The organism is Larkinella soli (assembly GCF_003703975.1).
GTDB classification, from domain to species: domain Bacteria; phylum Bacteroidota; class Bacteroidia; order Cytophagales; family Spirosomataceae; genus Larkinella; species Larkinella soli.
The window spans coordinates 1-24,151 of sequence record NZ_QTJY01000028.1 but is presented as its reverse complement, the minus strand read 5'-3'; the positions used below and the strand labels follow the sequence as shown (position 1 = coordinate 24,151).

Genomic DNA, 24,151 nt, shown 5'->3' with positions numbered 1-24,151 from the left:
TTTACCGGTACCGGTTTGCAAGGAAAGCATGGAAGGGGAACCTACAAAAAAACGGTTCTCGGAACTAAATCGCCAATTAACGAAGAATGAAGCGAAAGGAGAGCTTTAAACAGAAAATATTAGGCTGGATGCGCCTGACCAGCCGGCCCGTAGTGAAGGTATATCGCGGCTATGTGCATCAGGGAAAGGCCGTGATCTTCGGCCATGTGCTGGACCTGAGTCCGTTACCCCGGAAACGCTACCGCCAGAATTTACTGGTCAACACGTTTTCGCTGCTGCGGCTGTTCATGATGCAGCCCGTCGGGGGAGCTACCGTCCGCGTCCGGGGAATGGCGGAGGACGTTCGGTTCGTGACCGAAAAAGATGGTTTTTTTCGGCTGGAGTGGACGCCCGAAACGACGCTTTCGCCGGGCTGGCATCCCGTCCGGATCGATCTGGTTACCGGCAACCGGGGGGCAGAACAACCCATTGCCACCGGGGAGGGTGAATTTTATCTCCCCAACCGGACTCAGTACGGCTGCATCTCCGACATCGACGATACGTTCCTGATTTCCCACTCGGCCAACCTGCGGAAACGCCTGTACGTGCTGCTGACCGAAAACGCCCACAGCCGGGACCCCTTCGAGGATGTCGCCCGTCACTACCAGCTTCTGGCCCGCGCCGGTACCGACGAACGGACGCCCAACCCGTTCTTTTACGTGTCCAGCAGCGAGTGGAATCTCTACGAATACATCAAGACGTTCTGCAAAAGGAACGGCATCCCGGACGGGATATTCCTGCTCAGCCAGCTGAAAAGCCTCAGCGAAGTGTTCAAAACCGGGCAGAACAAGCATAAAACCAAGTTCACCCGGATCGTGCGGGTGCTGGAGGCTTTTCCCGACATGCAGTTTATCCTTCTGGGCGACGATACGCAGGAAGACCCCAACATCTACGCTTCGCTCGTTTCTCACTTCCCGAAACAGATTCGCTGCGTGTACCTGCGCCGGGTCCACCAGGAGAACGAGGCCCGCACGATGGAATGCGTCCGGAAGATCGAGGCTGCCGGTGTGCCGTGCTGTTATTTTAAACACAGTTCCGAAGCCATCCGCCATTCCGAATCCATCGGTCTGGCCAGTGTGTAATCTGGCTCTGATTTTTTACTTTTATGGAAAAAGCTAAAAATCAGATGGCTATGGAAAATAAAAATAAGTTTAGCTTTTCCCAGGTCGGTCAGTTCATTAGTCTTCAGGAAGCCCAAACCTACATCCATTGTTATCAGGACGATCAACAGAAGAAAGGAGAGCCTCAGGAGGATACCGTATGGTCGGAGCTGTTTGGGAAAGAAATGCTGTTGCAGATTCTGCAGCATGCCGATGCCGTAAGTTTCTGTTTTGGGAAAGGGACGGACGGTAAAATGAAGCTGGTGGTCATGGGAATCGATCCGGAGGGAAGAGCGATTATCGGAACCTCCAATGCCGGCCTGAAAGACCAGCTCGGTCAAAGCCTGATTTTAGCGAACGGTAGAACGTGCCCGCCCTACTGCCTGCCGGAAGATGTGGTTTATGTCCGCGGTGAATGACGGCACCTTATTTGTCCGATTCCAGTTTGATCAGGAGGTTCGGAACCAGCGTTTCGCTGAATCCGGCGACGATGGCGAAGATCAGGTAGGCGAACTGCGGATTTTCAGCCTTGTTGGCAATTCCGAACAGCAGGTTTGTCCGAATGGCAAAGTAGATGATGGTGGCACCGAAAACGGCAATGATAATCCGTTCGATTCCATAAACAATATACAGATATTTATTGACCCCCTTCTCGAAGGTGGTTTGATTCAGCCGTCGCGAGATGGAAATGAAGCCGCCCAGGCTGCCGCCGGCCGCCACGTAGACCAGATTATGCAGTTCCTGTGATGGAAGCAACAGCGGGTATCGGAAAACCAGAACGGCAACGGCGCAGTTTAAAAGCGTAAAGGCGAGAGAAGAGAGCAGATAGCGAATCCGGTTATTGAAAAGGTCCTGGTAGTTCTCGTTGATTTCATCCGCCAGTTTCCCAAACATGGCATTGGATTCGTCGGGGTCGACGGTCAGCGCATGAGCCAGAATGTGGGCGATCCGGGTTTTATAGGAGGGATCACCGCCGGTTTTGAAAAGCAGTCCCTTGACATGCGTATATTGGATCCGGACCGCGTCGAATTTTTTCTGAACTCCGTTTTTATCCTCTTCCGTTTCAGGATCGACCCAGATTCTGACTGAATCCACGATGTTTTTGGCTTCAATGCCATAAATGACATATTCATTTCCCCGGCCGTATACGGTGGAAATGGTGTTTCCATAACTATCTTTTCCGCCGATCTGATAATTATTCAGGCGCGTTCGCTGCTCCTGCTTGAATTTTTCTGTTTCCGTCAGGGGCGAATTTTCGGGTAAATTCCATCGGCCCGTCAGGGTGCGGAGGGTTCGGATCAGATTCATCGGGTCAATGTGGTTAAAAAAAGAACCTGGAGGAAGATTATAAGACTTGTTTTTTGCCTGTTAATCAAATTGTTAAAGTTAAAATAGGGGATTGAATGGAAGGAAACGGGTTCTTCCCTGAAAGTTTTTACTATCCGGCAATACACGCCGGGGATCGGGTCATGAAGCGGTCTGACCTGACCCCATGAAGTCGCATCTTCATGCGATCCTCCCGGATTGGGACGGCGGCCGGAAGGATCGTATCTTTGGGTATGGGTAGATGCTGCTTTCAATCCGGAGTAGGGGCCGCCTGGCTGCGACGGCTGGTTCTGGTCGTCGGGCTGGGGATGCCCGGCCGGGGTTTCGCCCAGACGGCCGACTTCTCCTTTCAGCACTATACCACCGATCAGGGGCTTTCCAACGACGAAATCACCACCATCCTGAAAGACCGGCAGGGCTTTATGTGGTTCGGGACCAAAAACGGCCTCAACCGCTTCGACGGGCTGCGGTTCAGGGTGTTTCGGAGAACGGGGCGCCCGGACGGACTGCCGGGAAATTACATCACCGGCCTGACCCTGGCCCCCGACGGCTCGATCTGGGTGTCGACGCACCGCGGCCTATGCCGGCTGGACCCGCTGACGGAACGGTTCGAGCCGATTCCGCTGCCGACCCAGCATGACCGCGAAGCCGACAACGACTTCGTCTCCATCCTCGTCACCGACCCGAAGGGGTTCGGCTGGTTTGCCGCCGTCCGGAATCTCTACCGGATCGACCTCCGTACCCGGAAGCTGACGGCCTTTCCGGTCCCGGCCGTCTCCCCTTCGTTTTTCAGCGTGCCCTATATCGACCGGAAGGGGCGGTTCTGGGTGCTGCACGGCGGGGCGGCCTACCAGTTCGATCCGCCTTCCGGACGTTATTCCTATCTGGGCGGCCGCGACGGCCGGCACTCCGGCACGCCCATTACCTCGATCTATGAGGATCGTCAGGGCCGTATCCTGTTCCCCACCTTCGGAAAGGGGCTCATGCAGTTTGACGAACGCAGCGGGAGCCTCATCGACCTGCCCGACGGCTCCAGTGTTGTGATGAGTCTGCTGGAAGACCGGATGCCCGACGGAACCCGGTTTTTCTGGGCGGGGGGCGGCCCCAACGGCCTGTTTGCCTTTTCTCCCGAACGGCGCTGGTACCACTATTTCCGGCCTGACTTCCGGGATGCCTTCAGTCATAACGGAGGAGTGGCCGATTCGTTCTATAAAGATCCCCAGACCGGCCTGGTCTGGATCGGGACCGAGCGCGGGCTTCAGAAAGTCGATCCGTATGCGGTGAAATTCACCCGGAAATGGCTGCCGATTCCCAGGGAGGCCAATCCTTATAATCAGGTAGGAACAGTGCTTCAGGACCGGAGCGATTCATCCCTGTACTGGATCGGCGTCTGGGGGGCGGGCCTGTTCCGGTGGCACCGCCCTTCGGACACGTTTACGCTCATCGACCACCGCAGGGGGCTGAGCAACTGGGATGTCCATGACCTTGCTCAGGACCGGCGCGGCCATCTCTGGATCGGCCTGACCGGCGGCCTGGACGAGTACGACCCCCAGCAGAACCGCTGGGTTCGCTGGCGCCGGTTCCCCGGACTGGCCCTCGATAAGGCTCCCAACTGTACGGTCCTTTTTCCGGACCGCGACGGACTGATCTGGGCCGGCACGCCGTCCAGCGGGTTATTTCTTATCGACCCGGAAAACCGGATGGTCCGTTCCTGGCCTTTGAAGGCGGCCGGGCGGCCGGAAAGCCCGGCCCGGGTCAATAAGCTCGATCAGGACGGTCTGGGGCGGACCTGGGTGCTGACTTCCGACGGATTGTTCCGGATCGACCGGCATTCCGACCGGACCGAAGCCGTATCCCTGCGATCGTCCGACCCGCGGGTGCAGCCGACCGACCGGATTCAGAGTACCTTTCGAATCGATTCCAAAAACCGCCTATGGGTATCCGGCATCGGATTTCTGGCGCAGGCCGACCTCGACGGGAACGTTCGCCGGGTGTATACCCTCGAAAACGGGTTGCAGGCCGACCACATCGCGGGCATCGGCGAAGACCGGACCGGGACGCTCTGGCTTTCCACCGACCGCTGGCTGCACGAACTGAACCCGCAGACGGGCCGGTTCCGGTATTACCGCAAAACCGAGGGCCTCTTCGCCGACCGGACCAACAACCGGGTCTGCATGGACCGCAGCGGGGAAGTTTTTCTTGGATTTTCGGGAGCCTTCAACGCCTTCCGTCCGGAGCGGCTCCGACGTAACGCCGTTCCCCCGCCCGTAGTGATTCCGGAAGTCCGGATCGGCGGGGAGGAACAAAAGCCGCTGCCGGGCGGGGAGGTCCGGATCGAGCCGGATCAGAACACCTTTCAGATACAGTTTCTGGCCCTGAACTACAGCCAGCCGGAGAAAAACCGGTACGCCTATCGCCTGGAAGGCTTCGACACCGGCTGGATTTTCACCGACAACCCGACGGCGACCTACACCAACCTGGAACCGGGCAGGTATACGTTCCGGGTGAAAGCCGCCAACAACGACGGAGTCTGGAACGAGGAGGGAACGGCCCTGGCGTTTCGAGTAGTGCCGCCCTACTGGAAAACCTGGTGGTTTCGTCTGGCCGGGGGGCTGCTGGTGGCTGCGGCCGGGTTTGGAATTTATCAATACCGGGAACGGCAGCGCCGGCGGCTGGAAGCCATCCGCAACCGGATCGCCACCGACCTCCACGACGATATGGGCTCCACGCTCAGCAGCATCCGGATTTTCAGCGACGTGGTGCAGCAGCAGATCGGCCCGGTGCGGCCCGAAGCCGTGCCGATTCTGGAGCGGATCAGCACCAGCGCCACCACGCTTTCCGAATCGATGCAGGATATTATCTGGACTATCCAGACCCGTTACGACAGCCTGGAGGATGTCGTCACCCGGATGCGGGAGTTCGGGCTGAAACTGGCCGAAGCCAAAGGCATCGACTTCCGGATGCAGGTGTCGGACCAGTTTCTGTCGACGCGCCTGGACGTGGAGCAGCGCCGGAACCTGTACCTCATCTTTAAGGAAAGCATCAACAATGCGGTCAAATACGCCGGCTGTACGGCCATCGAAGTTCATCTGGTCCTGGACGGCCGCCGGCTGTCGATGAGGATTCAGGACAACGGCAGCGGTTTCGATCCGGCCACCGTCCGGTCGGGGAACGGCCTGCCCAATCTGAAAAAACGCGCGAAGGAAATCCGGGGAGAACTGGCCGTGGTATCAGCCCCCGGCCGGGGAACGCGGATTGAACTGACCACCCGAATTACCTGAACGCTGCGGCCCGCCGGCTTACTTCGGTCAAAGACGGAGCCGCAGGAAACCTGTCATGGAGGAAATGATCAATATCGTTCATTACGAGGATAATACGAACCTGAGGGAAGGCATTGCCTTTCTGCTTCAGGCCACCCCCGGCCTGGAACTGGTGGGAACTTTCGCCGATTGCAGCCGGATCCGGCAGGAAATCGGAGAGTTGCAGCCCGACGTGGTGCTGATGGACATCGACCTGCCCGGCCTGAGCGGTATCGATGCCGTGCCCGTCGTCAAGGGGGTATCCCCGCGGACGCAGGTGCTGATGCTGACGGTGTTCGACGACGAGGACAAAATTTTCCAGGCGATCCGAAACGGTGCGAGCGGGTATTTGCTGAAGCATACGCCCCCTTCCGAAATCGTGGCGGCCATTTTCGACATTCACCGGGGCGGATCGCCGATGACGGCCAACATCGCCCGGAAGGTGCTCCAGTTCTTTCAGCAGCAGAAGGCCGTCCGCACCGGCGACTATAACCTTTCGCCCCGCGAACTGGACATCATCAAAGGGCTGGTTTCAGGGTATAGTTACAAACTCATCGCCGACGACCTCCACATCAGCATCGACACCGTTCGTTCGCACATCCGGCACATCTACGATAAGCTCCAGGTCAACTCCAAAACCGAAGCCATCCTGAAAGCCATGCGCGAGGGGCTAGTTTAACAAAAAAGCCGGCTGGCGGGCCGGCTTTTGATTTCTATTTCGCTGGAGGTCAAACTTCCAGCGTCTCTTCGGTCTGTTCTTTCTGGTGTTTCCACATTTCCTGAAAGATCGGGCTCCGGCGACGCAGATCCACGAAGCTGCCCTGATCCACCACCCGCCCGTCGCGCAGGATGTAAATGTGGTCGAACATCGTCAGCAGATGGAGCCGGTGCAGGGTCGAAATGACGGCCTTGTCTTTGAAGGCGTTCAGCAGGTTGTGGTAGATCTCGAACTCCGTCTTGGGATCGACCGAACTGGTCGGTTCGTCGAGCAGGATGATTTCGCTTGTCTGGGCCGCCAGGATGCCGCGCGCCAGCGCCAGCCGCTGTTTCTGCCCGCCGGACAGGTTGACGCCCTTCTCCTGAATGGCCGTGTCGAGGCCCTGCGGCAGGTGCCGGACGATGTCGGCGAAGCGGGCGGTTTCACACGCGTTCATGATGTCCGCTTCGTCGAACGGCAGGCCCAGGGTGATGTTGTACCCGATGGTATTCTCAAAAATCTCCGGCTCCTGCGGCATCAGCGTCACCGAATCGGCCAGCAGGCTCAGGTCACCGTATTCTTCCCCATCGACATTCAGTTTCAGACCGGCTTCCGGAGCATACAGACCGCGCAGGAGCGTCAGCAGAGTGCTTTTTCCGCTTCCGCTTTCGCCGATGAAGGCAATCCGCTGGCCCCGCTCGATGCGGATGCTCAGGTCGCGCAGGCTGGGCCGTTTACCCCGGTCGTCGAAGAGCGATTTCACCGCCGACTGCGGGTGGGTGAAATTCAGGTGGCTGATCTCGATGGTATGCCAGGTGTCGGTCAGCGATTCGACGGTGTCGGGCTGATGTTTGCGGGCAAAAGCCTCGCCGATGCCCCGGGCCGTCTGCACGTCCGTGTTATACTGCACGATCTGCGTGTACTGGTAGGCCACGTCGGTAAAGACGCTGGTAAACTGGTTGATGAAGCCGAGCAGCGTCACCAGCCCGCCGACGAAAAATACCGCCCCGGAGGTGTAGTGCTGGTAGATGTAACCCAGCGTCACGACCACATAGATGAGCGCGATCAGCATACTGGCTACGAACCACTTCCACTCGTTGATCCGGATATTCCGGCGGAAGGGCGGGAATACGGCCATAATTTTGCCCAGCATGCTGACTTCCATCTGCTTCTCCAGCCGCAGTGTAATCACGGTGATGATGTTGGAAAGGCTGTCGAAGAGGGTGGAGGAAGCTTCATGCTCCCGCTCGTTGGTTTCGTCGACGGCCTTGATGAACGGCTTGTCGAACCGCAGGATGACATATACCGTCAGGGCGCCGAGCATTACGCCGACCAGCCCGAACACCGGTGAGAAATACACCATGGCCCCGAAGGAGAACAGGCATTTCATGATGGTGTGGAGGTAGGTAAAACCGCTCTGGAAAAAGTTTTTCAGGGCTTCGTAGGCCTTCCGGATCCGGTTGATGGTAGCCCCGCTGTGGTGGTCCTTGTGCCAGCTGACCGGCAGATGGACCGTCTGGTGGTACAGCTCGGTCAGGAAGTTACGGCTCACGTTGAAGGCCAGCTCCCGCTCCATGACCCGGGCCGGGCCGTGAAAGCACCATTCGAGCACTTTCAATCCCATGAAACCACCGGCATACCAGATGGCGATGGTCGGCACTTCGGCCCCTTTTCGTTGAATGGAATCGATAAACCAGCCGAACCAGAGGGGATGGAGAGCCCCTACGACGTTCGCCAGCACGAACAGGGCATACACCAGCACATATCGACCTTTTTCCTGTCGTGCATATTGCCAGGCCGTGCGGAGCAGAGCCAGGTAGGGATTTTGCATTTATTTAAGTTACGGTTATTGATAAAGTATTGATCCGGTAATACAAATTGAGAGAAAAAAAGATTCTTTCACCACGTTGAAACGATCATATTGAGAAAAAAACGGGAAAATTCTTTTGAGTCGGGTTGGGGCCGTTCGCTACCTTTTTCCGGAAGAGAGATTAGGCCTTTTGCTTCTTTCCTACATTTACCGGATATCAACCCATCATTCCATGCAAGCCAGGAACGATTCAGGTACTCTTTCATCTTCTTCCCTTCAAAATCCGTTCCAAACCTTCTGGATGGCGGGGTATGAATGCACCGATAAACTCAACGCCTGGGGCAATCGGGTCGATTTTCTGGAAGTGACCGGACACCTCGAACACATCGACGCTGATTATCAGGACATCCAGCAGTTCAACATCCGGACGGTCCGGGAAGGCATCCGGTGGAGCCGGGTCGAAAAAAAACCGTATGAATACGATTGGCAGCCCGTAGCCGGGATGATCCGGCGCGGTCAGGCCGGCGGAGTGCAGCAGGTGTGGGACCTGTGTCATTTCGGGTTTCCGGACGACCTGAGTCCGCTCCACCCGCTGTTTGCCCGCCGGTTTGCCGCCCTCTGCCGCGAATTTATCCGGTTTTACCGATCCCTCGTCCCCGACGGAATCCTGATCGTGACGCCGATCAATGAAGTCAGTTTTCTGTCATGGCTGGGCGGGGATGCCCGCGGCACGTCGCCCTATTGCATCAACAATGGCTGGGAGGTGAAATACGGTCTGATGCGGGCGTATATCGAAGGCGTGGCCGCGCTCCGGGAGATCGACCCCGGCGTCCGGATCATGACCACCGAGCCGCTGGTCAATATGGTGCCGACCCTGGAGGCCGACCCGGAGCAGATCGCCCAGGCGGCCCGTGCCCACCAGGACCAGTATCAGGCCACCGATATGCTCTGCGGCCGCATGTGCCCCGAACTGGGCGGAAAGCCGGAATACCTAGACATCATCGGGCTGAACTATTATTACAACAACCAGTGGGTGGTGGGCACGGGCCAGTTTCTGCGCTGGGCCAACGAGGATCTGGACCCCCGCTGGCGCCCGCTCCGGGAACTGTTCCTGGAGACGTATCACCGCTACGGCCGGCCGATGGTGCTGTCGGAAACGAGCCATCCCGGCGAAGACCGGCCGGGCTGGATCAAATTCGTTTCCAGGGAAAGCGCGGCCGTCATCGAGCGCGGGATTCCGCTCTGGGGCATCTGCCTGTACCCGATCATCGACCGGCCGGACTGGGACCACCTGACGCCCTGGCATCGCTCCGGTCTGTGGGACGCCGAACTCGACGACGCGGGCATTCCCACCCAACAGCCATACCGACGGGTGCTGAACCAGCCCTACGCCCACGAGCTGCGCGAGGCCCAGAAACGGATCGCCCTGGCCAAAGAGAAAGCCGGTCCGGCCCAGATTTCGCTCAACGCCCGGGTGCGTTTGTGATATTTTCTTATCGTTCACGCCTGATTTGAACCGGCCTTCGTGTATCTTCCGTGGCCTTGTCGCCGGGTTTCGTCCCGCCCTGACCCTGAAGTACATGAGAATGACCCGAATCCTGCCGATCCTCTGGGGCCTGCTTGCGGTTCTGCACCAGGTGCCTGCCCAAACCCGCCCCAACGTCCTCTGGATCACCTGTGAGGACATGAGCGCCCACCTGCCCGCCTACGGCGATTCCACCATCCGGACACCGAACATTGACCGGCTGGCCCGGGAGGGCGTCCGGTACCGGCGGATGTTTTCGACCAACGGGGTCTGTGCGCCGAGCCGTTCGGCCATCATCACGGGCATGTATCCGAACGGAATCGGCAGCAACCACATGCGGACGGTACAGGGGTCGCGGGTCGGAAACGGCCTCATCGACTATGAAACCGTGCCGCCGGCCGACGTCAAATGCTTCCCCGAATACCTCAGGGCGGCCGGCTATTTCTGCACCAACAACAGCAAAACCGACTACCAGTTTGCGGCACCGTTCTCGGCCTGGGATGAAAACGGCAAAGCCGCCCACTGGCGCAACCGGGCCGCCGGACAGCCCTTCTTTTCGGTCTTCAACCTCGAAGTAACCCACGAATCCCAGATCTGGATGCGGGCCGCCCGGCCGCTGCGGGTCGATCCGGCCAGGGTCAGGCTGCCGCCGTATTATCCGGAGAATACCGTCATCCGGAAAGACCTCGCCCGCAACTACGACAACATCATGGTGATGGACAGTCTGGTGGGGGTGATTCTGAAGCAGCTCGAAGCCGACGGTCTGCTCGACAAAACCATCATCTTCTTCTTCAGCGACCACGGTTCCGGTCAGGCCTGGTACAAACGCGAATTGTACGACCGGGGGCTGCATGTGCCCTTCATCGTCCGCTATCCCGACCGCAAAGGCGCCGGCACCTGGGAGGACGACCTGCACAGTTTCGTCGATCTGGGCCCGACGGTATTGTCGCTGGCCGGCGTGCCGGTTCCCAAACACATGCAGGGGCAGGCTTTTCTGGGAAATCAGCGGGCCAGAACGCCCCGCACACACATTTTTGCCGCCCGCGACCGTATGGACGAACAATATGACTGCGTCCGGGCCGTCCGCGACAAACGGTTCAAATACATCCGGAACTATCAGCCGGACCGGCCGTATTATCAGGATCTCGCTTACCGGAAACAAATGCCGATGATGCTGGAAATCCTGCGGTTGCAGGAGAAGGGACAACTGCCGGAGATCACCGGCCGCTGGTTCGGACCCAAACCGGCGGAGGAACTGTACGATACTGAAAAGGACCCGTTCGAACTGACTAACCTCGCCGGTAATTCCGCCTACCGGCCCCAGATGGAGCAGCTGCGCCGGCTCGAACAGCAATGGGTGCGGCAGGTTCAGGATAAGGGTTTTATGCAGGAGCGCGACCTCATCCGGCTGTTCTGGCCCAACAACCGCCAGCCCGAAACCGCCCTTCCCGACGTTCAGACGAAAGCCGTTTCCGACACCGAATACCTGATCACCCTGACCTGCAACACGCCCGGCGCTTCCATCGGCTACCGGATCGACGAGGGGCCGTGGCGACTGTACACCCAGCCTTTCCGACTGCCTAAAACCAGCCACCTCACCACCAAAGCCGCCCGGATCGGCTTCAAACCCAGCGAAGAATCCACCATGATCGCTACCAATAAGTAGCGGTTTTTCACATCTTCATGCGATTGCCGGGTGAGCGGAAAGAGCGGAATTTTGTGTCATCAGAAAACAACAGATACGATGACACTTCTACACTCCCGATGGTTTCGCCATCCGCTTTTTCCGGTCATGGTCGCCGGGCTGATTCCCTTCGGTGTTCGGGCGCAGTCCGGCGGAACCGTGTCCGGCGACGTTCGCAGCGAGGCCGGTAAGCCCGTTCAGTTCGCTACGCTGATGCTGGTGAAGGCCGCCGACTCCTCCCTCGTCAAAGGAGCGATCAGTGACGTCGACGGCCGCTATGTGCTGGAGGCTGCGGCTTCGGGAACATACCGGGTGGCCGCTTCACTGGTCGGTTACAAAAAGGTTTTCTCCCCGGTATTTTCCCTAAATGCCTCCCATCCAGACCATCGTCTGGCTTCGCTGGTGCTTTCCGAAGATGCGAAGCAGCTCGGCGAAGTGAAGGTCACCGGCCGGAAGCCCTTCATCGAGCAACAGCCCGACAAACTGGTGCTGAATGTGGAAAACAGCATCGTGGCGAGCGGAGGAACGGCCCTCGAAGTGCTTGAAAAAGCGCCCGGGGTGGTGGTTGATCAGCAGAACGACCGGCTGAGTCTGAAAGGACGGGAGGGGGTGCTGGTCATGATCGACGGCAAACCGACCTACCTCTCGGCCGCCGAAGTGATGAACCTGCTGCGCAGTACGCCCAGCAACAGCGTCGAAACCATCGAAATCATCAGCAACCCCTCCGCGCGGTACGACGCGGCCGGAACCTCCGGGATCATCAATATCCGGCTGAAACGCAGCAGCCGGGCTTCGGACGGCACCAACGGCTCTCTGACGCTGGGGGCCGGGTACGGGCGTTTTCCGAAATACAACGGCGGGCTGACGCTGAATTCCCGGCGGGGGGCCTGGAACCTCTACGGAAACTATAACTACGACCACCGCGAAGGCTATGGCGGGATCGACCTGGAACGCCGTTTCAACGATAACGGCGTCCGCAGCATCGTGGAACAAACCGGCTACCGGCCTAACCGGAGCGACGGACACACCTTTCGGGCGGGCATCGATTTCACACCCGGGAAACGCAACACCTTCGGTCTGCTGCTGAACGGCCTGCTCGTCGACAGCCGGGCCCGGATCAACAACGACAACCGGGTGCTGACGGCCGACCGGGTGCTGCTGTCGAGCCAGACCATGATCAACGCGACCCGGCGTTCCTCGGAGCGGCTGGCCGCCAATCTGAATTATCGCCATACGTTCGACAGCACCCGACGGGGCGGTCAGGGCCGGGAACTGCTCGTCGACCTCGACGGTTCGAAGGTGACGATCGACCCGACCGACAACCTGATTACCCGCAGTTTCCATGCTTCCGGGGCGGAGTCGAGACCCCCGCTGGTGCAGCGGAGCCTGTCGCCCTCAGAAGTGACCATTCGGGCCGGGAAACTGGACTATGTACATCCGCTGGGCAAAAAAGCCAGGCTGGAGGCCGGCTGGAAAACCAGCTACGTGACCTCCGACAACGACGTCCGGTTCGAAACCCGGACCGAAGGGGCCTGGCAGTCGGATTCCAGCCGGACCAATCATTTCGTCTACGAAGAAACCATCCATGCCGCCTACCTCAACGGACGGCAGGAGTGGAAACGCTGGACCCTTCAGGCCGGTCTGCGGATGGAGCAGACGCGGTCGACGGGAAATTCGATCACGCTGAGTAAAATCGTGGAGCGGAGCTATACCAATCTGTTTCCCAGCGTCTTTCTGACCCAGAAGCTCAGTGACAAACACCAGCTTCAGTATTCGTTCAGCCGCCGGATCGACCGGCCCAACTACCAGCATCTGAACCCGTTCGTGTACGTTATGGACCCATATGCCTACTTTCAGGGCAATCCCTACCTGAAACCGCAGTACACGAACGCCTTCCAGGTCGGCTATACCTACAAGGGGGAAACGACGCTGAGTTTCGGGTTCAACCGGACGACGGACGTCATCACCGACGTGACGGAGCAGAACGACCGGACCCGGGTCACGAAAGTCACCCTGCTGAACCTTGACGTGCTGACGAACCTAAACCTGAACCTGAGCTTTCCGGTCACGGTGGCCCGCTGGTGGACCACCCGGCAGTCGGTCAACCTGTTCCGCAACGCCTATGATGCCGACTATCTCGGGAAGCGGCTGACCAACAGCGGCTATTCGGCCAACCTGATGTCGAACCACAGCTTCACCCTGCCGAAAGGCTTTTCGGCCGAAGTGGTCGGGCAGTACAATTCCCCCTTTGTGTACGGGCTGAACAAAATGAGGGGGTTCGGGCAGGTGAGCCTGGGGGTGCAGAAAAGTCTGTGGGAGAAGAAGGCGACGCTGCGGCTGAACGTCAGTGACCTCTTTTACACGAACCAGAACCGGGGCCGTATCGCCTACCAGAACATGGACATCCGGTTCCGGTCGTTCTACGAATCACGGGTGGTGCGGCTCAACTTCAGCTATAACTTCGGAAACCGCAACGTCAAAGCCGCCCGCAACCGGCGGACCAGCCTGGAGGATGAGCAGAACCGGGTGGGGCAGTAGGGTCTGAAGTAAAAAAGGGGACGCGGCCGCGTCCCCTTTTTTATTCTATTTTTCAGAACCAGCCCGCGCCCGGAATCCGGAACGGCCAGGGAATCGAAACAAGGATGATGAGCAGACCGAGGGCGAAAAAGGTGAACACCGTGCGGTGTTTCTGGGTGGCTCCGCCCATCCGCCGGGACCGGGACCGGCCGATGGTGATCAGCACGGCTGCGATCAGCATACCCGTGATGTGCTCGACCGTATAGAAGCGGTAGAGGGTCTCTTTCATGATGGTGCCGAAATCGATGTCGGACCCGAAAATCGGGACTTTCGGGCTGATGAAATACAGAATGAGGCCGAGCAGAACCTGCGTGTGGGTGGCGATGAGGGTGAACAGATACAGTTTATTGTCGCCGGACGTGTAGTCGTCCTTTGCCTGCCATTTCCGGAAGGAAGTGATGACGGCCGCCAGCAGCAGCAGCAGAACGATCCATCGAAGGCCGGAGTGGGCGTGGACAAGTATATTGTAGAGCATAGTTAGTAGTTTTGGGAATTAAACCGTGGCAAAGAAACAACATTCCGGCTAACTTTTCCCGAAAAAGGCGTGTTCCCCACGGCAGAAACTATCTCCAAAACTGAAATAATGATCCTTTACAACGTAACGATCAACATCGATAAGGCCGTCGAACAGGAGTGGCTCGGGTGGATGCAGGAAGTACACGTCCCCGAGGTCATGGCGACCGGCCTGCCCGTGGCGAGCAAGGTGCTGCGGCTGCTCACGGAAGTCGACAACGGCGGAACCACCTACACCTTTCAATATTCCTTCCGCAGGATGGAGGATTATGTGCAGTATCAGGACCGCTTTTCCACCGGGCTTCAGCAGAAAGTGCTGGAACGGTATCCGGACCGCTTCGTATCCTTCCGTAGCCTTCTGGAAGAAGTTTGATTCTCAAACGCTTAGCTCCTTCTTTCGTCGCTTGTTCAGCGACAGCAGCAATGCCGGCAGCAGAATCAGGTTGGAAAGCAGGCCCATCAGCAGGGCGATGGGTACCAGCATGCCCAGCGCCACCGTCCCCCGGAAGGCCGAAGCCGTAAAGAGGGCGAAACCGGCAGACAGGAGGAGGGCGGTATAGACCATGCCGGCCCCGGTCTGGCGGATGGTGTCCGAAACCGCCTGCGGGACGTTCCCTCCCCGGTTCCGAAGTTCGTCCCGGTAACGGGTGATGAAACAGACCGTACCGCTGGCCGACAGACCGAAGGCGAGGCTGAAAATCGGGATGGTGGACGGTTTAAGCGGAATCCCGGCGAATCCCGTCAGCCCCGCCGTGAAGAGGAGCGGTACGATGGCGGCCGGCACGGCGATCAGGATGGTGCGCAGATCGCGCAGGAGAACGGCCATCAGGACCGACATCAGCACCAGGGCGCAGGCGGTGCTTTTTCGCAGGTAGTCGGGCAGGATCTCGCGGCCCCTGGCGTACACCAGACTGCTGCCGGTCAGCCGGGCGTCGATGATGTCGCCGTTGCTCAGCCGACGGCCGGTTTCCCGGTCGAAGTTGAAAATCGAGTCGATTTTAGGCTCCAGTTCCTGAACCAGGCGGGCGGTTCGTACCGATCCAACGTCGCGCATCCGGAAGCTGATGCGGGTGTAGCGCCGGGTACTGTCGAGAAGGCCCCGAAACCGGTCTTCTTTCCCTATTCCCTGCGGGGTGAAAACTGCCAGTTTGCCCCAATCCAGAGCCGTCGGCAGCACGTAATCGTTCGGGTCTCCGCCCCGGTAGCCCTGATAGATGAATTTCAGAGCCTCCACCACAGACAGCGGCCGCGTAAATTCCGGATACTTCTCAAATTCACGCTGGATCAGGCGGATTTTGTTCAGCACCTGGGGCGTCAGCACCCGGCCGGGCTGGCGCGTATCGATGGACACCTCGAACGGAATAAACCCCCGGAAGTTCTTTTCGAACCATTTCAGGTCGGCAGCAATAGGATCATTGTCCGGAAGATCGTCCGTAAAATAGCCCACGGCCGTAATCCGGGTCATACCGACCACGGCTACCACTACCGCAAGCCCGGCGAGGGCATACATGGATTTTCGACGGCGATGAACCCGCCCATCGGCCCATTCCGGAAACCGCCGGATGCACCGGCCATTCAGGTGGTTTTGCCGGTGGTCGGTCGGGGAGGGGAGGTAACTGAAAACGATCGGAAGCAGGATCAGGCAGATCAGGTAGGTGGTCATCACGCCGAGAGCCGTCACCAGACCGAATTCCGTCAGCAGGGGGCTTCCGGTGAATAGAAAGCCAAAAAATCCGACAGAAATGGTGAGACTGGTGAAAAAGGTCGTTTCTCCGGCCTTCCGGGCAGCCTCTCCGAGCGCCCGGAGCTTATGGCCCGAACGCCCGAATTCCTCCTGGTATTGGTGGATCAGAATGAGGCAGTTCGACACTCCGGTGAGGAGGATCAGCGAAGGAATCAGGCCGGTCAGGAGGGTGATTTTATATCCGAGAAGGGCCATGTAGCCCAGCGACCAGACCACCCCGGCGCCGACCACCGGCAGCGCACCGATCAGGACCACCGGCGAGCGGAAGAAAAGCAGCAGGGTCAGGCTCGCCACTCCCGCAGCCAGACTCAGGATCAGCCCCATTTCCCGGCTGACCCTGGCCGTAAATTCGGTGCGGATATAAGTCATTCCGGACTCATGCACCGGAATACCGTAGCGGCTTTCGAAGGCCTTCGCCCGCTCCCGGATGATTCTCACCAGCCCGAACCGTTCCGGGGTGTCCGGCCGGTCGGGGTCGAAAGTGATGGCCATCAGGTGAGTCCGGCCGTTTTCACCGGAAATAAACCCCTGATAAAACGGAAGCCGCCCGATGGCCCCCCGCAGGCTGTCGACTTCGGCCTGGGTGGTGGGCGGACGGGTGAGCAGCGGTTCGAACCGGAGCCGCAGCAGGCTGTCGTCGCGGACGATCCCGAACAACCCCGCATTGGACACCACCTCCCGGACGCCCCCGATCCGTCGGATCTCCTGGTGGAGCGCATACCAGCCCCGGAACGTTTCCAGCGAATACATTTCGGCGGTTTCGACCCCGATGACCATCCCGTTCCCGTCTTCTCCATACTGCCTTCGGAAGGATTCGTACGACTCAAAATCGGGGTCCGAGACGGGCAGAAGGTCAGCCGGTTCGTAAGAAAGCCGGGCCTGCCCCGAGCGGATAGCCATGAAGATCGTTCCCAGGACGACGGTGACCAGCAGGAAAACCCGGTTCCTCAGAATAAAAGCGGAGACGCGATGCCAGAACATTCCCTCAGGCCATAGTTTGGTGCAAGGTAAGTAATAACTTGCGGGTCTGGATTTATCGGGTTATTATTGTAATAAATTGAGACAATAGGGGCGTTTTTTTTCCCTAAAACCTTTTCCAATGAAAACTCTTTTTATAACACTACTGGCGGCTTCTCTGGCTGCCCAAACCGTGGTCGCACAGAACGCACCCCGGGTAAAAACCACTAACGGAACGCTGGAGGGCATCCAGGAGCCGAGCGGTATCCGATCGTTCAAGGGCGTTCCGTTTGCCCAGCCGCCCGTTGGTGACCTGCGCTGGCGGGAGCCTCAGCCCGTGAAGAACTGGACGGGCGTCCGCAAAGCCGACAAGTTTGGTCCCCGCGCCATGCAGCGTCCTATCTTCGGGGATATGAATTTCCGGTCGGACGGCGTCAGCGAAGACTGCCTTTATCTGAACGTCTGGACGCCGGCCAAATCGGAAAAGGAACGTTTGCCGGTGCTGGTTTATTTTTACGGGGGCGGCTTTGTCGCCGGTGACGGCTCCGAACCCCGTTACGACGGGGAGAGCATGGCCCGCAAGGGCATCGTGGCCGTGACGGTCAACTACCGCCTGACGGTTTTCGGATTCATGGCCCACCCCGAACTGACGAAGGAGTCGCCCAACAAGGCGTCGGGGAATTACGGTCTGATGGATCAGAGTGAGGCCCTCCGCTGGGTGCAGAAGAACATCACGGCCTTCGGCGGTGACCCGAAAAAGGTAACTATCGCGGGCGAGTCGGCCGGTTCGATGGCCGTCAGCGCCCAGATGGCGTCTCCGCTGGCCCGGAACCTGATTGCCGGGGCCATCGGAGAGAGCGGTTCCGTGATGGGCACGCTGACGCCGGTTCCGCTGGCGGAGGCCGAGAAGGTGGGTGAGCAGTTTGCCGCCGGCATCGGGGCCAAATCGCTGGCCGAACTGCGGGCCATGCCCGCCACTCAGATTCTGGAAGCCACGGCCAAACCCGGGGCGGCCCGGTTCCCCATCGCCGTCGACGGGTATTTCTTTCCGAAAGCGCCGTTAGCCATCTTCGAAGCCGGCGAGCAGGCAAAAGTGCCGCTGCTGCTGGGCTGGAACTCCGAAGAAGGTTCGTACCGGGGTGTTCTCGGCCAGGACGCCCCCACTGCGGAGAATTTTGCCAAAGCGGTTCAGAAACTGTACGGCACCCGCGCCGAGGAGGTTCTGAAGCAATATGCGGGCAGTTCCGAGGAGGAGATCATGCAGGCGGCCACCGATCTGGCGAGCGACCGGTTCATCGGCTACAGCACCTGGAAGTGGGGCGACCTTCACATCCGCACCGGCGGTAACAAGCCCGTGTATCGGTATTTCTATACCCGCCCCCGCCCGGACATGACGCCGGAAATGGGTAATGCCACCCCTGGGCTGGCCGGGGGCGTTATCCGCAGCAACGACCCGAACGCCCCGAAACCGCCCAAAGCCAAAGGGGCCGTCCACTCCGCCGAAATCGAATACGCGATGGGTAACCTCTCGACCAACAAGGTGTATGCCTGGACGCCGGAAGACTACAAGGTGTCGGAGGTGATGCAGAACTACTTCGCCAACTTTATCAAAACCGGAAATCCCAACGGCTCCGGTTTGCCCAACTGGCCGGCGTCCAATGCCGCCAATAATTATCAGGTTCAGCATATCGATGTGAACACCAAAGCCCAGCCGGACAACCACCGCGGGCGGTATGTGCTGATCGATCAGGCCAGTACGAAGCAGTAATTTCCGCACGCAGGACCACCCCCCAACCCCCTCCTTGGTAAGGAGGGGGAGTGCGCTGCCCGTTTTGAATCCGGCGAAGCCACCCCCTCCTTACCAAGGAGGGGTCGGACCGGCGCTCCGGCCGGGGGGTGGTTTTCTTTGTCATCCCGACGCAGGAGGGATCCTGGGGCTGAATTTCTCATTCCCTGGAGTACCCAGGCATCAGATCCCTCGTTCCTCGGGATGATAAAAAGGCGAAGCCACCCCCTCCTTGCTAAGGAGGGGGTTGGGGGGTGGTCAAAGTTGTAAAATCCTTTCAGTAGATTCGGGTCCGTTTTTCATTTATTCGAACAGAACCCTTACCTACTATGAAACGATCCGTCCTCCGCCGTGTGGCCCGGAAAATTGGCCTTTGGGCAGCAGGCTGTGTGCTCGCGGGCACCTTCGCCGTACATTTCGCAGTGGCGCAGGCCCCGACGGCCGCCATCCTCAGCCGATTTGAAAGACAGGTTACCCCCGAAAATGCCTGGCGGGAATATCCCCGCCCTGAAATGACCCGGCCGGACTGGCAGAATCTGAACGGAATGTGGGACTATGCCATTCTGCCGAAAACCGCCCCGGCACCCAGCCGCTTCGACGGGCAGATTCTGGTGCCGTTCTGCGTCGAATCTGCCCTTTCGCGGGTCGGGAAGCCGCTCAAACCCGACCAGCGGCTCTGGTACCGGAGACAGGTGTCGATTCCGGCCCAGTGGAACGGCCGGCGGGTCCTGCTCCATTTCGGCGCCGTCGATTATGAGTGCAGCCTATGGGTCAACGGCGGGCTGGTGGGGTCGCATACCGGCGGCTCCGATCCGTTCGAATTCGACATTACCGACTTCCTGAAGTCCGGCGCGAACGAGCTGGTGCTGGGCGTTCTGGACCCGACCACCGAGGGCGAACAGCCCCGCGGCAAACAGGACCTGAAACCCAACGGCATCTGGTATACGCCGGTTTCGGGCATCTGGCAGAGCGTCTGGCTCGAACCGGTAGCCAATCCCAACTACATCGAAGAAGTCCGGCTGACCCCCGACCTCGACAGCAGCCGGCTGCGGGTGGAGGTGCTGACCAACCGGCCGATCACTAACCCGACGACGGCCGTGCGGCTGACCGCGCTGGACGGGAATACCGCCGTTGCGACCACCCAGCTTCGGGCGGGGCGCGGGGGCTACCTTCCCATTCCGAACCCGAAGCTATGGACGCCCGACCGTCCCTTCCTGTATAACCTGAAAGTTGAACTGGTCAACGTGAAAGACCCGTTTGCCGGGACCGAAAACCGAAACCGCCCGCGGCACAACCCGGCCGAACGTGCCGCCTACGCGGGAGCCGAGGTGTCGGGCAGCCCGATCGACGTCGTGACGAGTTATTTTGCCATGCGTGGGATCTCGATCGGGCCGGGGCATGCCGGCAGCCAGCCGATGCTGCTCCTCAACAACAAGCCGGTTTTTCAGAACGGCCCGCTTGATCAGGGGTGGTGGCCCGGCGGCCTGCTGACTCCGCCTTCGGATGAAGCCATGGTGTTCGAGATCGATTTCCTGAAAAAAGCGGGGTTCAATATGCTCCGGAAACACATCAAGGTGGAACCGGCCCGGTATTACTATCACTGCGACCGGCTGGGGCTGCTGGTCTGGCAGGACATGCCCTCCGGTTTTCTGGAAGGGCAGACGATGTCGCCCAGCGAGGTGGTCGAACCCCTGCGCCGGTCGAAGGGCAAGGAACAGTTTGAGCTGGAACTGCGTCGGATGATGAACCGGCTGCATAACCACCCCAGCATCGTAACCTGGGTCGTGCATAACGAAGGCTGGGGCCAGTACGACAACGTTCGGCTGGCGGCCTGGGTGAAGGCACTGGACCCCAGCCGGCTGGTCAATGCGGCCAGCGGCTGGTCGGATCTGGGCGCCGGCGATTTCTACGATATTCATACCTACGAGGAAGTCCCGCGGGAACCGGCCCCGAAGAACAACCGGGCCATCGTGGTCGGGGAGTTCGGCGGCATCGGCTGGCCCATCGCCGGCCACCTCTGGAACCCGAATAACCGGAACTGGGGCTACCAGACCTATCAGGACCGGGAGACGGTGATCAAAGCCTACCGGACCAAATACGCGAAGATGGCCGAGATGTACCGCAAACTCGGTGTTTCGGCGGCCGTTTATACCCAGACCACCGACGTGGAAGGGGAGGTGAACGGCCTGCTGACCTACGACCGCGAAATCATCAAAATACCGATCGAGACCCTGCGGGAAATTCACGCGCCCCTGCTGAAACAACCCTGACCCCCCGACCGTATGATCCGAATGAGGACCCTGAAACCGGCGCTGCCGGTGCTGGCCGGTCTGCTGCTGGCGGGAAGCGCCCTGCCGGCCCAGACACCGACGTTCACCACAACCCGCGCTCCGCTGGCGCCCCGGAAATACCATGACCTCCCGCTGGGCGCGATCCGGCCCCAGGGGTGGCTTCGTAAGCAGTTGCAGGTCATGCGCGACGGTCCGACCGGCCACCTCGACGAGTATTATCCGAAAATCAAAAACGACAACGGCTGGCTGGGCGGCCCGGGCGACGGCTGGGAGGAAACCCCTTACTGGCTCGACGGCGCTCTGCCGCTGGCCTGGCTCCTCGATGATGCCGGGCTGAAGGAAAAGGTGAAGAAGTATGTCGACTGGAGTCTGGACCACCAGCGCCCGAACGGCTTTTTCGGCCCGCTGACCAAAGCCGAGCGCACCAAAGGGAAAATGGAATCCTGCGCCGACGGAGAGGACTGGTGGCCCCGCATGGTTATGCTGAAAGTCCTCCAGCAATATTACACCGCTACGGGCGACAAACGGGTCATTCCGTTCATGACCCACTACTTCCATTACCAGCTGGCGAGCCTGAAAACCTGCCCGCTGGGCAAGTGGACCGAATGGGCCACCGCCCGGGGTGGCGACAACCTGATGTCGGTGTACTGGCTCTATAATCAGACCGGCGACAAGGCCCTGCTGGAGCTGGCCGGCCTGCTTTCGGAGCAGACGACTCCCTGGACTCAATACTTCGGTGGACGCAACTGGGCCATCATGGCGGCCGTTAACCAGACCGGTGCAAAGTGGATGGACCGCCACGCCGTCAATGTCGGAATGGGGCTGAAATTACCCGTTGAGCAATATCAGGGGAAGAAGGACCCGGCTCTCCTGAACGCCTTCCGAACTGGTTTCTCTGATTTGATGACACTCCACGGGTTGCCCCACGGCATGTTTTCGGGTGACGAAGACCTGCACGGAAACGAGCCGACACAGGGGGTAGAACTCTGCGCGATCGTGGAAACCATGTTCTCGCTGGAGGAGGCCATCGGGATTACCGGGGAGGTGGAATACATGGATGCACTGGAGCGGATGACGTACAATGCCATGCCGACGCAGTCGACGGAAGATTACGTATCCCGACAGTATTTTCAGATCGCCAATCAGGTGCAGGTAACGCGGGGCGTCTTTGATTTCTCACTGCCTTTTCAGGAGGGAATGACCAACGTGTTCGGGCCATACGCAGGCTATACCTGCTGCACGGCCAACATGCACCAGGGCTGGACCAAGTTTGCGAATCACCTCTGGTATGCCACGGCCGACGGCGGTCTGGCCGCTCTGGAATACGCCCCTAATACATTGAAAGTCAGTTTATCCGGCGGGAGAGAGGTGACGATCGAGGAACGGACGAATTACCCCTTTGAAGAAACCGTAAGCTTCCGGATCAATGGACAGAAGGCGGCTGCCTTTTCGCTTTCGCTTCGAATTCCGGGCTGGTGCCGGGAGGCAACGGTGCTGCTGAACGGTTCCCGGCTGCGTTCCGACAGGGGCGGGCAGGTCATTACGCTAAACCGGACCTGGAAGCCGGGCGACGAACTGACCCTGCAACTGCCGGCAGAGGTGAAAACCAGCAACTGGGCGAGAAACTCCCGGACCCTGGAACGGGGGCCGCTGGTGTATGCCCTGAAGATCGAGGCCGAGGTCTCAAAGAAGGAGCATCCCAAAGAGGGAACCTATTTTGAATACCGCCCGAAAAGCAACTGGAACTATGGGTTGCCGAAGAAAGTCATCGAGAACCCCGTAGCCGGTACGCAGGTAGAAATGAAGCCGATTAGGGACGATACGTTCGTCTGGAACGAAGCGAATGCTCCGGTGATCATTCGGACGGTGGGGAAAAAAATCCCGGCCTGGCAGGTGGTGGAAGGCGTTGCCCGTCAGCCGGTGACGACACGGGAAGGCGTTTATCTTGGAGAGGTTGAGCAGAAGGAGGAGCCGTTGACCTTTATACCGTACGGCTGCACGAAGCTCAGAATCGTTGCCTTTCCGGTGGTTAAATAAGAGAGGGGGTCGGTTAGAGAAGGGGCTGAGAAGGAGGAGGTTACAGAAGTTCAGGAAGTCAAAACAGATTGGCTACACTGACAATGACGTAGTACCAGAGAACGGCAAATCCCATTCCGATAAGCAGAATGACCGCCCAGATAAGAGCTTTAGGAACGTTCAACCGATAAGGCCGTTTCTTCTCTTTCGCCATTGGAGCTACATGCTGTTTCTTCTCAACAGACCGGATGTGATTCGTAACCATAACACGTCCTGATTTAGGTTTCACACTATTTAACGCTTCTGATGAAGAAATCAGTGCAAAGTGTATGCCAGTACGGTCCGTATTTTTGGTTATTTACGAATTAAATCAGGATTTTTAAAAGGAAATTTATAAAACACCCGGACACTTTCTTCGCCAGGTCCGGGTGTTTTTTTAGGAAGCGTCTTTTTTATTCGAAGTAATTGAGAACGCGATGCCCGCTGGATTCCAGCAGTTGATCCCTTTCAAAGAGTTCAACATCAGCCGCTACCATCTCCTTCACCAGCGCAGCCAGATCGTACTTAGGCTGCCAGCCCAGTTTGGTCATGGCTTTGGTGGGGTCGCCCAGCAGCAGGTCCACCTCCGTCGGCCGGAAATACCGCTCGTCGATACAGACCACTTCTTTGCCCGCTTCCAGCGGGAATTGCGGATTCGTGGATTTGGCGATCAGGCCGACTTCCTTCGCGCCTTCTCCCTTGAACTCCAGTTCGACGCCAATCTCCGCAAAGGCCATCCGCACAAATT

Annotated in this window: 16 protein-coding genes; 11 read left to right on the top strand and 5 right to left on the bottom strand. The window is 58.9% G+C overall.

Features of this window, described 5'->3' with window-relative positions:
* The first annotated feature begins 86 nt into the window (after window positions 1–86).
* Window positions 87–1,121, top strand: coding sequence for an App1 family protein phosphatidate phosphatase (locus DX909_RS27705; RefSeq protein WP_229311231.1), 1,035 nt, complete (start codon window positions 87–89; stop codon window positions 1,119–1,121).
* Between the two features lie 23 nt (window positions 1,122–1,144).
* Window positions 1,145–1,558: a hypothetical protein gene (locus DX909_RS27700; protein WP_128548506.1), complete on the top strand. Its 414-nt coding sequence runs from the start codon at window positions 1,145–1,147 to the stop codon at window positions 1,556–1,558.
* A gap of 7 nt (window positions 1,559–1,565) precedes the next feature.
* Here DX909_RS27700 and DX909_RS27695 read toward each other — a convergent pair whose 3' ends face one another.
* A complete protein-coding gene (locus DX909_RS27695) occupies window positions 1,566–2,447 on the bottom strand; it encodes a hypothetical protein (RefSeq protein ID WP_128548505.1) in 882 nt (293 codons plus the stop codon).
* Window positions 2,448–2,698: 251 nt separating this feature from the next.
* Between DX909_RS27695 and DX909_RS27690 the strand changes: the two genes are divergently transcribed.
* Complete coding sequence (locus DX909_RS27690; protein WP_164851434.1) at window positions 2,699–5,746, top strand: sensor histidine kinase; 3,048 nt, start codon at window positions 2,699–2,701, stop codon at window positions 5,744–5,746.
* A gap of 64 nt (window positions 5,747–5,810) precedes the next feature.
* Window positions 5,811–6,443 carry a response regulator gene (locus tag DX909_RS27685; protein WP_229311230.1) on the top strand — a complete coding sequence of 211 codons (633 nt, stop codon included), beginning with the start codon at window positions 5,811–5,813 and terminating at the stop codon, window positions 6,441–6,443.
* A gap of 49 nt (window positions 6,444–6,492) precedes the next feature.
* Here DX909_RS27685 and DX909_RS27680 read toward each other — a convergent pair whose 3' ends face one another.
* Window positions 6,493–8,292, bottom strand: a complete 1,800-nt coding sequence (locus DX909_RS27680; RefSeq protein WP_128548503.1) for an ABC transporter ATP-binding protein — start codon at window positions 8,290–8,292, stop codon at window positions 6,493–6,495.
* Window positions 8,293–8,503: 211 nt separating this feature from the next.
* Between DX909_RS27680 and DX909_RS27675 the strand changes: the two genes are divergently transcribed.
* The 3 genes from DX909_RS27675 to DX909_RS27665 all read left to right on the top strand — a co-directional run bounded on the left by DX909_RS27675 (window position 8,504) and on the right by DX909_RS27665 (window position 14,018).
* Entirely contained in the window at window positions 8,504–9,757 is a 1,254-nt protein-coding gene (locus tag DX909_RS27675) for a glycoside hydrolase family 1 protein (protein WP_128548502.1), read from the top strand.
* A gap of 100 nt (window positions 9,758–9,857) precedes the next feature.
* The gene (locus DX909_RS27670) at window positions 9,858–11,462 is read left to right on the top strand and encodes a sulfatase family protein (RefSeq protein WP_164851433.1); all 1,605 of its coding nucleotides are present in this window, start codon (window positions 9,858–9,860) and stop codon (window positions 11,460–11,462) included.
* Window positions 11,463–11,540: 78 nt separating this feature from the next.
* Window positions 11,541–14,018, top strand: coding sequence for a TonB-dependent receptor domain-containing protein (locus DX909_RS27665; protein WP_128548500.1), 2,478 nt, complete (start codon window positions 11,541–11,543; stop codon window positions 14,016–14,018).
* Between the two features lie 52 nt (window positions 14,019–14,070).
* Here the strand turns inward: DX909_RS27665 and DX909_RS27660 are convergent, their stop codons facing one another.
* The gene (locus tag DX909_RS27660) at window positions 14,071–14,532 is read right to left on the bottom strand and encodes a cytochrome B (protein ID WP_128548499.1); all 462 of its coding nucleotides are present in this window, start codon (window positions 14,530–14,532) and stop codon (window positions 14,071–14,073) included.
* A 108-nt stretch (window positions 14,533–14,640) separates the two neighbouring features.
* Here DX909_RS27660 and DX909_RS27655 point away from each other — a divergent pair, with 108 nt between their 5' ends.
* The gene (locus tag DX909_RS27655) at window positions 14,641–14,943 is read left to right on the top strand and encodes a DUF4286 family protein (protein ID WP_128548498.1); all 303 of its coding nucleotides are present in this window, start codon (window positions 14,641–14,643) and stop codon (window positions 14,941–14,943) included.
* 3 nt (window positions 14,944–14,946) lie between these two features.
* Here the strand turns inward: DX909_RS27655 and DX909_RS27650 are convergent, their stop codons facing one another.
* Window positions 14,947–17,295 carry an efflux RND transporter permease subunit gene (locus DX909_RS27650; RefSeq protein WP_128548497.1) on the bottom strand — a complete coding sequence of 783 codons (2,349 nt, stop codon included), beginning with the start codon at window positions 17,293–17,295 and terminating at the stop codon, window positions 14,947–14,949.
* 118 nt (window positions 17,296–17,413) lie between these two features.
* Between DX909_RS27650 and DX909_RS27645 the strand changes: the two genes are divergently transcribed.
* From DX909_RS27645 to DX909_RS27635, 3 genes are all read left to right on the top strand, one after another.
* Entirely contained in the window at window positions 17,414–19,039 is a 1,626-nt protein-coding gene (locus DX909_RS27645) for a carboxylesterase/lipase family protein (protein ID WP_128548496.1), read from the top strand.
* 347 nt (window positions 19,040–19,386) lie between these two features.
* Complete coding sequence (locus DX909_RS27640; RefSeq protein ID WP_128548495.1) at window positions 19,387–21,327, top strand: glycoside hydrolase family 2 protein; 1,941 nt, start codon at window positions 19,387–19,389, stop codon at window positions 21,325–21,327.
* 12 nt (window positions 21,328–21,339) lie between these two features.
* Entirely contained in the window at window positions 21,340–23,385 is a 2,046-nt protein-coding gene (locus DX909_RS27635) for a beta-L-arabinofuranosidase domain-containing protein (protein ID WP_229311229.1), read from the top strand.
* Window positions 23,386–23,816: 431 nt separating this feature from the next.
* On the opposite strand, the gene DX909_RS27630 is transcribed toward DX909_RS27635, so the two are convergent.
* Window positions 23,817–24,151 (bottom strand): GDP-mannose 4,6-dehydratase (locus tag DX909_RS27630; RefSeq protein WP_206513066.1); only part of this gene is annotated, 335 nt, incomplete at its 5' end.

Bases quoted from the DNA above. Each gene is read 5' to 3' on its own strand.
- DX909_RS27665 (WP_128548500.1), top strand. From the start codon at position 11,541: ATGACACTTCTACACTCCCGATGGTTTCGCCATCCGCTTTTTCCGGTC.
- DX909_RS27695 (WP_128548505.1), bottom strand. From the start codon at position 2,447: ATGAATCTGATCCGAACCCTCCGCACCCTGACGGGCCGATGGAATTTA.
- DX909_RS27640 (WP_128548495.1), top strand. From the start codon at position 19,387: ATGAAACGATCCGTCCTCCGCCGTGTGGCCCGGAAAATTGGCCTTTGG.
- DX909_RS27700 (WP_128548506.1), top strand. From the start codon at position 1,145: ATGGAAAAAGCTAAAAATCAGATGGCTATGGAAAATAAAAATAAGTTT.
- DX909_RS27670 (WP_164851433.1), top strand. From the start codon at position 9,858: ATGACCCGAATCCTGCCGATCCTCTGGGGCCTGCTTGCGGTTCTGCAC.
- DX909_RS27705 (WP_229311231.1), top strand. From the start codon at position 87: ATGAAGCGAAAGGAGAGCTTTAAACAGAAAATATTAGGCTGGATGCGC.
- DX909_RS27680 (WP_128548503.1), bottom strand. From the start codon at position 8,292: ATGCAAAATCCCTACCTGGCTCTGCTCCGCACGGCCTGGCAATATGCA.
- DX909_RS27635 (WP_229311229.1), top strand. From the start codon at position 21,340: ATGATCCGAATGAGGACCCTGAAACCGGCGCTGCCGGTGCTGGCCGGT.
- DX909_RS27685 (WP_229311230.1), top strand. From the start codon at position 5,811: ATGATCAATATCGTTCATTACGAGGATAATACGAACCTGAGGGAAGGC.
- DX909_RS27650 (WP_128548497.1), bottom strand. From the start codon at position 17,295: ATGTTCTGGCATCGCGTCTCCGCTTTTATTCTGAGGAACCGGGTTTTC.
- DX909_RS27675 (WP_128548502.1), top strand. From the start codon at position 8,504: ATGCAAGCCAGGAACGATTCAGGTACTCTTTCATCTTCTTCCCTTCAA.
- DX909_RS27655 (WP_128548498.1), top strand. From the start codon at position 14,641: ATGATCCTTTACAACGTAACGATCAACATCGATAAGGCCGTCGAACAG.
- DX909_RS27690 (WP_164851434.1), top strand. From the start codon at position 2,699: ATGGGTAGATGCTGCTTTCAATCCGGAGTAGGGGCCGCCTGGCTGCGA.
- DX909_RS27660 (WP_128548499.1), bottom strand. From the start codon at position 14,532: ATGCTCTACAATATACTTGTCCACGCCCACTCCGGCCTTCGATGGATC.
- DX909_RS27645 (WP_128548496.1), top strand. From the start codon at position 17,414: ATGAAAACTCTTTTTATAACACTACTGGCGGCTTCTCTGGCTGCCCAA.